Annotated in this window: 10 protein-coding genes and 1 pseudogene; 8 read left to right on the forward strand and 3 right to left on the reverse strand. The window is 74.4% G+C overall.

All coding sequences use genetic code 11. The features are described 5' to 3' along the window. A pseudogene (locus tag ABT112_RS34120) lies at window positions 1-252 on the reverse strand (hypothetical protein); the annotation flags it as partial. Between ABT112_RS34120 and ABT112_RS34125 the strand changes: the two are divergent. From ABT112_RS34125 to ABT112_RS34135, 3 genes are all read left to right on the forward strand, one after another. Continuing rightward, the gene (locus tag ABT112_RS34125; protein WP_351515697.1) at window positions 233-1537 is read left to right on the forward strand and encodes an adenosylmethionine--8-amino-7-oxononanoate transaminase; all 1305 of its coding nucleotides are present in this window, start codon (window positions 233-235) and stop codon (window positions 1535-1537) included. The pseudogene ABT112_RS34120 and the gene ABT112_RS34125 overlap by 20 nt on opposite strands. Window positions 1538-1620: 83 nt before the next feature. Further along, window positions 1621-2340 (forward strand): dethiobiotin synthase, encoded by a 720-nt coding sequence (gene bioD / locus ABT112_RS34130; RefSeq protein WP_351515698.1) that lies wholly within the window; start codon window positions 1621-1623, stop codon window positions 2338-2340. 197 nt (window positions 2341-2537) lie between these two features. Further along, complete coding sequence (locus tag ABT112_RS34135) at window positions 2538-3203, forward strand: class I SAM-dependent methyltransferase (RefSeq protein ID WP_351515699.1); 666 nt, start codon at window positions 2538-2540, stop codon at window positions 3201-3203. Window positions 3204-3296: 93 nt separating this feature from the next. Here the strand turns inward: ABT112_RS34135 and ABT112_RS34140 are convergent, their stop codons facing one another. Together ABT112_RS34140 and ABT112_RS34145 are read right to left on the reverse strand one after the other, a co-directional pair. Beyond that, window positions 3297-3668 (reverse strand): fic family toxin-antitoxin system, toxin component, encoded by a 372-nt coding sequence (locus tag ABT112_RS34140; RefSeq protein WP_351515700.1) that lies wholly within the window; start codon window positions 3666-3668, stop codon window positions 3297-3299. Continuing rightward, window positions 3665-3928, reverse strand: coding sequence for an antitoxin (locus tag ABT112_RS34145; RefSeq protein ID WP_351515701.1), 264 nt, complete (start codon window positions 3926-3928; stop codon window positions 3665-3667). The genes ABT112_RS34140 and ABT112_RS34145 overlap by 4 nt, the downstream gene beginning before the upstream one ends. Before the next feature lie 221 nt (window positions 3929-4149). Between ABT112_RS34145 and ABT112_RS34150 the strand changes: the two genes are divergently transcribed. The 5 genes from ABT112_RS34150 to ABT112_RS34170 all read left to right on the forward strand — a co-directional run bounded on the left by ABT112_RS34150 (window position 4150) and on the right by ABT112_RS34170 (window position 10701). Next, window positions 4150-4941 (forward strand): ABC transporter ATP-binding protein, encoded by a 792-nt coding sequence (locus tag ABT112_RS34150; RefSeq protein WP_351515702.1) that lies wholly within the window; start codon window positions 4150-4152, stop codon window positions 4939-4941. Between the two features lie 7 nt (window positions 4942-4948). Further along, window positions 4949-7519, forward strand: a complete 2571-nt coding sequence (locus tag ABT112_RS34155; protein WP_351515703.1) for an ABC transporter permease — start codon at window positions 4949-4951, stop codon at window positions 7517-7519. Between the two features lie 188 nt (window positions 7520-7707). Continuing rightward, window positions 7708-8133: a GNAT family N-acetyltransferase gene (locus ABT112_RS34160; protein WP_351515704.1), complete on the forward strand. Its 426-nt coding sequence runs from the start codon at window positions 7708-7710 to the stop codon at window positions 8131-8133. A gap of 202 nt (window positions 8134-8335) precedes the next feature. After that, the gene (locus tag ABT112_RS34165; RefSeq protein ID WP_351515705.1) at window positions 8336-9685 is read left to right on the forward strand and encodes a hemolysin family protein; all 1350 of its coding nucleotides are present in this window, start codon (window positions 8336-8338) and stop codon (window positions 9683-9685) included. Further along, a complete protein-coding gene (locus tag ABT112_RS34170) occupies window positions 9682-10701 on the forward strand; it encodes a hemolysin family protein (protein ID WP_351515706.1) in 1020 nt (339 codons plus the stop codon). Before ABT112_RS34165 ends, ABT112_RS34170 begins: the two co-directional genes overlap by 4 nt. The last annotated feature ends 26 nt before the right edge of the window (window positions 10702-10727 follow it).

The following is a 10727-nucleotide window of genomic DNA, read 5'->3' on the forward strand; positions in this document are numbered from 1 at the left end:
ATCCGTCCAGCCGGCGGCGGGGCGCACCACACCCGACGGCGAGGCCGCCGACTCCAGGGCCCGCACCGCCGTCGTGCCCACCGCCACGATCCGGCACCGGCCGCGGACGCCGGGACCGAGCCTGTCGCGGAGGCCGGCACCGAGCCGCTGCCCGCGCAGGCCGCGCCGGGCGACGTCCGGTCGGACCTGGTCGCGGTGCGCCGCCGCGGGGCGGGGACGGACGTCGCGCCCAATGCCTGAGCCGCTGACCACGGGCGAGCTCCTCGCCCTGGACCGGCAGCACGTCTGGCACCCGTACGGCCCGATGCCGGGGCGGCAGGACCCGCTGGTCGTGGAGTCCGCGGCCGGGGTCCGGCTGCGCCTGGCGGAACCGGTCGAGGGGCACACCGAGCTGATCGACGGCATGGCGTCGTGGTGGTCCGCCGTCCACGGCTACAACCACCCGGTGCTGAACGAGGCGGCGCGCGCCCAGCTGGACCGGATGAGCCATGTGATGTTCGGGGGGCTCACCCATGAGCCCGCGGTCCGGCTGGCCGCCCGGCTGGTGGAGATCACCCCGGAACCGCTGCAGCACGTCTTCCTGGCCGACTCCGGCTCGGTGTCGGTCGAGGTCGCGGTGAAGATGTGCCGCCAGTACTGGCGCTCGGTCGGCCGCCCGGCGAAGCAGCGCCTGCTGACCTGGCGGGGCGGTTACCACGGTGACACCTGGCAGCCGATGTCGGTGTGCGACCCGGAGGGCGGGATGCACCACCTGTGGTCCGGCACCCTGCCGCGGCAGGTCTTCGCCGACGCCCCGCCGTCCGGCTTCGACGCCGAGCCCGACGAGGCGTACGCACGGCATCTGCGGGAGCTGATCGCCCGGCACGCCGACGAGCTGGCCGCGGTGATCGTCGAGCCGGTGGTGCAGGGCGCGGGCGGGATGCGCTTCCACTCCCCCGACTTCCTGCGCGTGCTGCGGGAGGCCTGCGACGAGCACGACGTCCTGCTGATCCTGGACGAGATCGCCACGGGCTTCGGCCGCACGGGCACGCTGTTCGCGGCGGAGCACGCGGGCATCTCCCCGGATGTGCTGTGCCTGGGGAAGGCGCTGACCGGCGGCTATCTGACGATGGCGGCCACGCTCTGCACGTCCCGGGTGGCCGACGGCATCTCCCGGGGCGAGGTGCCCGTCCTCGCACACGGCCCGACGTTCATGGCCAATCCGCTCGCCGCGGCGGTCTCGCTGGCCTCGGTCGATCTGCTGCTCTCCCACGACTGGCAGGGCGAGGTGAAGCGCGTCGAGGCCGGGCTGCGTGCGGGCCTGGCGCCGGCCGGGGAGCTCCCCACGGTCCGGGACGTACGCGTCCTCGGCGCGATCGGGGTCGTCCAGCTCGACCACGAGGCGGACATGGCGGCGGCGACCCGGGCGGCGGCTCGCGAAGGGGTGTGGGTGCGGCCGTTCCGCGACCTCATCTACACCATGCCGCCCTACATCACGGGTGACGAGGATCTGGCCCGGATCGGTGCGGCCGTGTACGCGGCCGCGGCCGCGGGCTGACGGCCGGCCCCACCGCTTTCGGTGGGGCCGGAGTACGGCGGTGCGCCCGGAGGACCCGGCGGACCGGAAGGCGGAGGAACGACATGGCAGTTGTGGTCGTCTCGGGGACGGGCACGGAGATCGGCAAGACGGTGGTGACCGCCGCCGTGGCCGCCACGGCGCTGGCGGCGGGCCGCTCGGTGGCGGTGCTGAAGCCGGCCCAGACCGGCGTCGGCCCGGACGAGCCCGGCGACGCCGCGGAGGTCGCGCGGCTCGCCGGCCGGCTCACCACGGCCGAACTGGCCCGCTTCCCGGAGCCGTTGGCCCCCTCCACGGCCGCCCGGCGCGCCGGGCTGGCCCCGGTCCGCCCCGACCGGATCGCCGAGGCCGCGGAGAAGCTGGCGGCCGAGCACGATCTCGTCCTGGTCGAGGGGGCGGGCGGGCTGCTCGTCCGGTTCGACGAGCAGGGGGCGACGCTGGCCGACGCGGCGCGGCTGCTGTCCGCCCCGGTGCTGGTCGTCACCACCGCGGGGCTCGGCACGCTGAACGCGACGACGCTGACCGCGGAGGCCCTGCGGGCACGGCGGCTGACCTGTGCGGGCGTGGTGATCGGCAGCTGGCCCGACGATCCGGACCTGGCGGACCGCTGCAACCTCGCGGAACTGCCGGAGGTGGCGGACGCGCCGCTGGCGGGCGCCGTTCCGCAGCGGGCGGGAGCACTGAGCCCCGCGGACTTCCGCGCCGGGGCACCGGGGTGGCTGGGGCCCGAGCTGGGCGGCACCTGGTGCGCCCGGAGCTTCACCGCGGGCATGGCGCCGGAGTAGGACACCGGCCGGTGCGGCGCGGCGCCCGCCGGCGGCGCCCTCGGACCGCGACCGAGGGGCCCGGTGCTCCGGCGGCCGAGGCCGGCCGCCGGACCGGGCGACCGGGGCCGGACACCTCCTCCGTACGGAACGGTGCAAGCCCGCCCCGCCGGGGGAGAATTCCGGGTGACGCCCGCCGCCGGGAGAAGGGACCTGCCATGGGTCTGCGTCGCAGCACGGTTCCCCGGGACGCCGTGCACCACCCGCTCTTCGCCCGCTTCTACGCCCGGCTCAGCACCGCCGCCGAGGACAGGGCCGGGATCGCCGCGCACCGGGACGCGTTGCTCGCCGGGCTGTCCGGGCGGGTGATCGAGCTCGGCGCGGGGAACGGGCTGAACTTCGCCCACTACCCCGGGGCCGTGTCCGAGGTGGTGGCGATCGAGCCGGAACGCCATCTGCGGAGGCTGGCAGCGCAGGCCGCGCTGCGCTCGGACGTCCCGGTCGACGTCGTCCCGGGCACGGCGGAGGCGCTGCCCGTGAAGAGCGAGGCGTTCGACGCGGCGGTCGCCTCGCTCGTCCTGTGCAGCGTCCGGGATCTGCCGCGGGCGCTCAGCGAGGTCCACCGGGTGCTGCGGCCCGGCGGCGAGCTGCGCTTCTTCGAGCACGTCCGGGCGGAGGGACGCGGCATGGCGTTCACCCAGCAGACGCTCGACCGTACGGTCTGGCCCCTGTTGTTCGGTGGCTGCCATACGGGCCGGGACACCCTGGCCGCCCTGCGGTCCGCGGGGTTCGAACCGGTGGAGTACCGGCGGCTGCGCGTCCCCGAGGGCGGTCCGGTGCTGCCGTCCTCCTCCCATGTGCTGGGGACGGCGCGCAAAGCGTGAACCGAGCGGGCTCCGGCGCCCGCGCGAACCGGCCGTCCGCCCGGGCGGGCCCGGAACAGGCCGGGATTCGGGCAGCCGACGGCGTGCGTGCGCCTAACGGCTCCAGGTGCGCAGTTCCTCGGCGATGGCCCGGACGTCGGCCGTGCCGTCCTTCACCAGCCGGGCCAGGTCACGGACCTGCTCGGGCGAGGTGGTGACCTTGAGTCCGCTGGCGACGAGATAGGCGTAGGCGACGGCGGAGGCGAACATCGCGTTCGACCGCTCCAGGGCCGGTACGTGCAGCAGCAGTTGCAGCAGGGCGGCGGCGCGGTCCTGGGGATCGGCGTAGACCGGTACGCCGAATATCTCGGCGTCGTGCCGGCTGACCGCGGCCACCAGGGCACCCCAGTCGGTGACCTGGGGGTCTCCGGGGGTGTTGCGCTCAGCGATCATGAGGAGCCAGGCGAGATCGATGCGGAGCGTCACGTGGTGGTGCGGGGGTCGTCTCCGGGAAGGGAGTTCTGCCGGGTGCCGCGCTCCTCGCCGAACTCCTCGGCGAACACGTTCTCGTACTGCTTCATGAAGTCGGCGGCGGCTTCGACGAAGGTGTGCCCGACCTCACCGGCGTCCTGCCGGACGAGCTCCTCGATGTAACGGTTCATGCTGAGCCCCCTCTGGAGAGCACGCTGCCGGGCCGTCTCCGCCGTGCTCTCGTCCACCCGCACGTTGAGCTGTGTCTTCGCCACCCCTTAAAGCTAGCGCTCCCCCGCTAGCTCCGGCAAGCGCGGCCGGTGCCGGCGCCCGGTCGGGCGCGGGGCGGCGGGGGACGCGGGGGCGCTCCGGGGCCCCGGGGGCGGGCGGTGCGCGCGACGCGCCGAATCCGCCCGCCGAGGGGATGCCGCTCCGGCCGGTACGGGCCTACGCTCAGGCGCGTACGGACGGTACATCCCGGTTCGGGGAGGCGGCCTTGTCCACATCTGCGGCGGACCCGGCGTCGGGCGCGGCGGCGGCACCGGACGTCGCCGCGCGGGCCGCGGCGCTCACCAAGGCGTACGGCTCGGGCGAGACGGCCGTCCTCGCGCTGGACGCGGTGGATGTGACCATCGACCGTGGCCGCTTCACCGCGGTGATGGGCCCCTCGGGGTCCGGCAAGTCCACGCTGATGCACTGTCTGGCAGGGCTGGACACGGTGTCGGCGGGCCAGGTGTGGCTGGGGCGCACCGAGATCACCGGGCTCAACGACCGGGAGCTGACCCGGCTGCGGCGGGACCGGGTCGGCTTCATGTTCCAGTCCTTCAACCTGCTGCCCACCCTGAACGCGGCGGAGAACATCACGCTGCCGATGGACATCGCGGGCCGCGCACCGGAGCAGGAGTGGCTCGACCGGGTGATCGACGCCCTGGGGCTCCGGGACCGGCTGAAGCACCGGCCGGCCCAGCTGTCCGGCGGGCAGCAGCAGCGGGTGGCCTGTGCCCGGGCGCTGGCGTCCCGCCCGGAGCTGATCTTCGCGGACGAGCCGACCGGCAATCTCGACTCGCGGTCCGGCCTCGAGCTGCTGCGCTTCCTGCGGGAGGCGGTGGACGCGCTGGGCCAGACGGTGGTGATGGTGACCCACGACCCCGGGGCGGCGGCCCACGCCGACCGGGTGCTGTTCCTGGCGGACGGGCGGATCGTGGACGAGCTGGCGCACCCGACGGCGGCGGCCGTGCTGGAGCGGATGAAGCGGTTCGACTCCGTGTCCACGAGCGGGAAAGGCTGAGCGCCCGGTGCTGCGGACCACGCTGCGCAGCTTCCTCGCGCACAAGGGGCGGCTGCTGCTGTCGGCGCTCGCGGTCACCCTGTCGGTGGCCTTCGTCGCCGGCAGCCTGATCTTCTCGGGCACCGTCAACCGCACGTTCGACCGGCTGTTCGCCTCCACGGCGGCGGACGTCACGGTGGTGCCGAAGTCGGCGTTCGAGGAGTCGGGCGGGCCGATGTCCGGGCAGATCCCGACGCTGCCCGCGCGGCTGCGGGACCGGGTCGCGGCGGTGCCCGGCGTGGCCGACGCCCGGGCCGACGTACGGGTGCAGAACATCACCGCGGTGAACGCCCGGAACGAGCCGGTCGGACCGACCACCGGCGCCCCCACCGTCGCCACCGACTGGAGCCCCGGCGAGCAGCGCCCCGTCGAGCTGACCGGCGGCCACGCCCCGCACGGCCCGCGCGAGGCGCTGATCGACGCGGACACCGCGCGGCGCAAGGGCGTGTCCGTCGGCGACACCCTGCGGCTGGTCGCCGCCCCCGGCTCGTTCCGGGTACGGGTCGTGGGGATCATGACCTTCACGACGACCAACCCGGGCGCGGCGCTGATCGCCCTCGACACGCCGACGGCGCAGAGCCGGCTGCTGGGGAAGGCGGGGGCGGCCACCTCCATCAAGGTCACGGCGGAGCCGGGGACCGGTGACCGGGCGCTGAAGCAGCGCATCGCGGCGGAGCTCGGTCCGCGCTACGACATCCGGACGCGCGGCGAGCAGGCCCAGTCCGCCACCGCCCAGCTGGGCGGCTTCCTGGACGTGATCAAGTACGTGATGCTGGGCTTCGCCGGGGTCGCGGTGCTGGTCGGGATCTTCCTGATCGTCAACACCTTCTCCATGCTGATCGCCCAGCGCACCCGGGAGCTGGGGCTGCTGCGGGCGCTGGGCGCGGACCGCCGGCAGGTGCGCCGTTCGGTGCTCGCGGAGGCCGTTCTGCTCGGCCTGACGGGCTCCACGCTCGGTCTGGTCGGGGGCATCGGTCTGGCGGCCGGGCTGATCGCGCTGATGAGTCTGCTGGGCATGCGGCTGGACGCGGCGGACATGGTGATCCGGTGGACGGCGCCGGTCTCGGCGTACGCGGTGGGCGTGGGGGTCACGTTCGTCGCCGCGTATCTGCCCGCCCGCCGGGCGGCCCGGGTCTCCCCCATGGCGGCGCTCGCCGATGCCGAAGTGGCGGGCGTGGGGCGGCCGTTGCGGATCCGGGCAGTCGCGGGGGCGCTGCTCGGCGCGGCCGGCGCGGCGGCGCTGGCGGGCTGCGCGGCGGCGACGGAGACGTCGGCGGCGGCGTTCCTGCTGCTGCTCGGGGTCGGGCTGACGCTGGTGGCGATGGTCGTGGCGGGCCCGCTGCTGGTCCGTCCGGTCATCCGGGTGCTGGGGGCGGCGTTCCCCCGGTTCTTCGGGCCGGTGGGGCTGCTGAGCCGGCGCAACGCGCTGCGCAATCCGCGCCGCACCGGGGCGACCGCGGCGGCGCTGATGGTGGGGCTCGCCCTGGTCACCGGGCTGTCGGTGGCCGGTGCGTCGATGACCCGGTCCTTCGACCAGCAGATCGACAAGACCCTCGGCTCCGACTTCGTGGTGCAGAACCGTACCTTCCAGCCCTTCCCGGAGGAGATCGCCGAACGGACGCGGGCGGTGCGGGGCGTGGGGCTGGTGGTGCGCCAGCGGTTCGCGCCGATGCGGGTCGACCTGCCCGACGGCGGCCGGATCCGGACCTCGGCGGGAGCGTTCGATCCGGGGCTCGACCGGGTCGCGAACGTGGAGTACGCGAGCGGGAACACCGCCGCGGCGCTGGCGCCGGACCGGATCGCGGTCGAGCGGCGGTTCGCCGAGCGGCACGGCATCGACCGGGGCGACGTCCTGGACGTCTCCTTCCGGACGCACCGCGCGGCCCGGCTGACGGTGGCCGCGCTCACCGAGCAGGAGACGGCCGAAGGGCTGGGCACCCGGGGCGGTTTCTTCCTGGGCATGGGCACCCTGGAGAAGTACCTGCCCGGCGGCCAGGACTCCGCGCTGTACGTCAATGCCGCGCCGGGCACCGATCCGCCGGTGCTGCGGGAGCGGCTGGAGCGGGCGCTGGAGCCGTTCCCGCAGGTGCAGGCGCGGGACCGGGCCGACTACAAGGACCTGGTCCGCGACCAGATCGCCGTCCTGCTGTACCTGGTGTACGCGCTGCTGGGGCTGGCCATCGTGATCGCGGTGCTCGGGGTGGTGAACACCCTGGCGCTGTCGGTCGTCGAACGCACCCGGGAGATCGGTCTGCTGCGGGCCATCGGACTGTCCCGGCGCCAACTGCGCCGGATGATCCGCCTGGAGTCGGTGGTGATCGCGGTGTTCGGTGCGGTGCTGGGCCTGGGGCTGGGGCTGGTCTGGGGGCTGGCGATCCAGCAGGTGCTGGCGCTCCAGGGGATGAAGGCGCTCGCGATTCCCTGGACGACGGTCGTGGCGGTGGTGGTCGGCTCCGTGGTGGTCGGGCTCGCCGCCGCCCTGCTGCCCGCGCTGCGGGCGTCGAGGATGAACGTCCTGGCGGCCATTGCCCACGAGTGATCCGGGGCGGGTATTGCGCCCGCGGGACGGCGGTCGGCTGGTCGTCACCGACCCGGCGACCGCCGAGGTGCTCAAGAGCTGCCCGCGTCGGCCGAGGTGCTCACGAGCTGTCGGCGTCGGCCGGGAGCCGCCGGCGGATCACCGGAATCCGGTTGCCGCCCCGGTCCGTGGGCTGTTGGGATGAAGCGGTGAGTGATCTTCGTATTCGACCCGCGACTCTCTCCGACCTCGACCCCGTCCTGGCCTTCTGGAAGGAGGCCGCGGAGGGCACCAGCATCAGCGACGACCCCGGCGGTCTCGCCCGGCTCGTCGACCGCGACCCCGATTCCCTGCTGCTCGCCGAGCGTGCGGGGGAGCTCGTGGGCACGGTGATCGCGGGCTTCGACGGATGGCGCTGCCACCTCTACCGGCTCGCCGTGCACCCGGACCACCGGCGGCGCGGCGTGGCGACGGCGCTGCTCCGGGCGGCCGAGGAGCGCTTCGTCTCCCTGGGCGGCCGGCGGGGGGACGCGATGGTGCTCGACGACAACGCGGCGGCCCACCCGGCGTGGCGGGCGGCCGGATACGGGCCGGAGCCGCAGTGGAGCCGCTGGGTCAAACACCTGGAGCACTGACCGCCGGCCGGTGCACGGTGAACACCCCCACGGACTTTGCCGACCCTTTACCATGGGTGTTCCGCCGCAGCTTCCGGAAAGGTCGTGAGCGTCCGCCCATGGGCGAGCCTCCCCGTCATCACCGTCGCGCATACCGCCAGCACCGTCGCGTACATCGCGCCGTCCGCACCTCCCTGCCGGATCATGGGACGGAGGTGACCCGATGACCGAAGTGCTGCTGCTCGCGCTGGCTCTGCTCCTGACGCTCGCCTGCGGCGTCTTCGTCGCGGCCGAGTTCTCGCTGACCACCATCGAGCGCAGTGTGCTGGAGCGGGCCGCCGCCGACGGCGAGCGCGGGGCGGACAGCGCGCTGCAGGCCGTGCGGACGCTGACGTTCCAGCTCTCCGGAGCCCAGCTCGGGATCACGGTCACCGGCCTGGTCATCGGCATGCTCGCGGAGCCGTCCCTCGGCCGGCTGCTCACCGGCCCGCTGGAGGCCATTGGGCTGCCCGCCTCCGCCTCCGCCTCGACCGCGCTGGTCCTGGGCACCGCGATCTCCACCGTGCTGCTGATGGTCGTCGGTGAGCTGGTTCCCAAGAACTGGGCCATCTCCCGCCCGCTGCCCGTCGCCAAGCGGGTCGCCGGCCCGCAGCGCGCGTTCAGCAGGCTCTTCGGTCCGCTGATCGGCCACCTCAACAACAGCGCCAACCGCCTGGTGCACCGGATGGGGCTGGAGCCCACCGAGGAACTGGTCTCCGCCCGCGGTCCGCAGGAGCTCGTGGCCCTCGCCCGGCACTCCGCGGAGGAGGGGGCGTTGGAGGCCGACACCGCGGAACTCTTCGTCCGGACGCTCACGCTCGCCGATCTGACGGCGGAGAACGTCATGACCCCGCGGGTCCAGGTCGTCGCGCTGGAGGTGCAGGCGACGGCGGAGGACATCGCCAACGCCACCCGGGCGACCGGCCTGTCCCGCTTCCCGGTCTACCGGGGCAGCCTGGACACGGTCGTCGGCATCGCGCACCTCAAGGACGTGCTGGCCGTGCCCGCCGGCCGGCGCCCGCGGCACCCGGTCTCCGAGGTCCTGCGCGAGCCCCTGCTCGTCCCGGAGTCGCTGCCGGTGGACCGGCTGCTGGACCAGCTCTCCGGCAAGCAGGGCATGGCCGTCGTCATCGACGAGTACGGCGGCACGGCCGGCGTGGTCACCCTGGAGGACATCGTCGAGGAGGTCGTCGGCGAGGTCCGCGACGAGCACGACCCGCTGGAGACCCCCGACCTGGCTCCGGCCGGCACCGACGAGGAGGGCCGCGCGGTGTACGACGCCGACGGCGCGGCCCGCGTCGACCAGTTGCGGGCCATCGGACTGCGCGCCCCGGAGGGGCCGTACGAGACGCTGGCCGGGCTGGTGGCGACCGAGCTGGGCCGGATCCCGGTGGCCGGTGACACCGTGGAGGCCGTCGGGTGGCGGATCGGCGTGGTCGACGCCACCGGCCGCCGGGCGGCCCGGGTCCGGCTGCACGCCCCCCTCCCCGACGGCGACGGCGACGGCGACAGCTCCGAGGAGGCCGGCCGATGACCGCGCTCCAGATCTTCATCGGCCTGCTGACGCTGGTCGCCAACGCCTTCTTCGTGGGGGCCGAGTTCGCGATGATCTCGGTCCGGCGCAGTCAGGTGGAACCGCTCGCCGACGAGGGCGACCGGCGGGCGCGCAGTGTGCTGTGGGGCCTGCAGCACGTCTCGGCGCTCCTGGCCGCGGCTCAGCTGGGCATCACGCTGTGCACCCTGGTGCTGGGTGTGGTCGCCGAGCCCGCGATCGCCCATCTGCTGGCCCCGCTGTTCGACGCCGTCGGCGTGGCGCACGGGCTGGTCCACCCCATCTCGTTCGTCATCGCGCTCACCGCCGCGACGTATCTGCACATGCTCTTCGGCGAGATGGTCCCGAAGAACGTGGCGCTGGCCGAGCCGGTCCGCTCGGCGCTGCTGCTCGGCCCGCCCATGGTGGCGCTGGCCCGGGCCCTGCGGCCGGTGATCTTCACGATCAACAGCTTCGCCAACACCCTGCTGAAGCTGCTGCGGGTGCAGCCGAAGGACGAGGTGTCCGCCTCGTTCTCGGACGACGAGCTGGCGCGGATGGTGGCCGACTCCAGCGCGGCGGGTCTGCTGGACGACCGCTCCACCGAGCGCCTCAGGGACGTTCTGGAGCTGGGGCGACGCCCGGTGGGCGAGGTCGTGCTGCCGGTGGAGCGGGTGGTCTCGGCATCACTGGGTGTCACGCCCGAGGAGCTGGAGCGGCTCTGCGCCGAGTCCGGCTTCTCCCGCTTCCCCGTCACCGACGAGGACGGCCGGATTCTCGGCTACCTGCACGTCAAGGACGCGCTGGACGCGCGGCAGCGGGAGGTGCCGTTCGCACCGCCGGCCATGCGCCCGATCGCCCGGGTGAAGGCGTCGACACCGCTGGACGACGTGCTGGCCGCGATGCGGGGCAGCGGGACCCATCTGGCGGCGGTGATCGGTGAGCACGGGCGGCCCGTCGGACTCGTCACCCTGGAGGACGTGCTGCGGGAACTGGTGGGCCGGGCGCCGTCCGCCTGAGCGGCGGACGGCGCGCCCCCGGGGCG

Origin of the sequence: Streptomyces sp. NPDC002055, from assembly GCF_040296705.1 — a bacterium.
Taxonomy (GTDB): Bacteria; Actinomycetota; Actinomycetes; order Streptomycetales; family Streptomycetaceae; genus Streptomyces.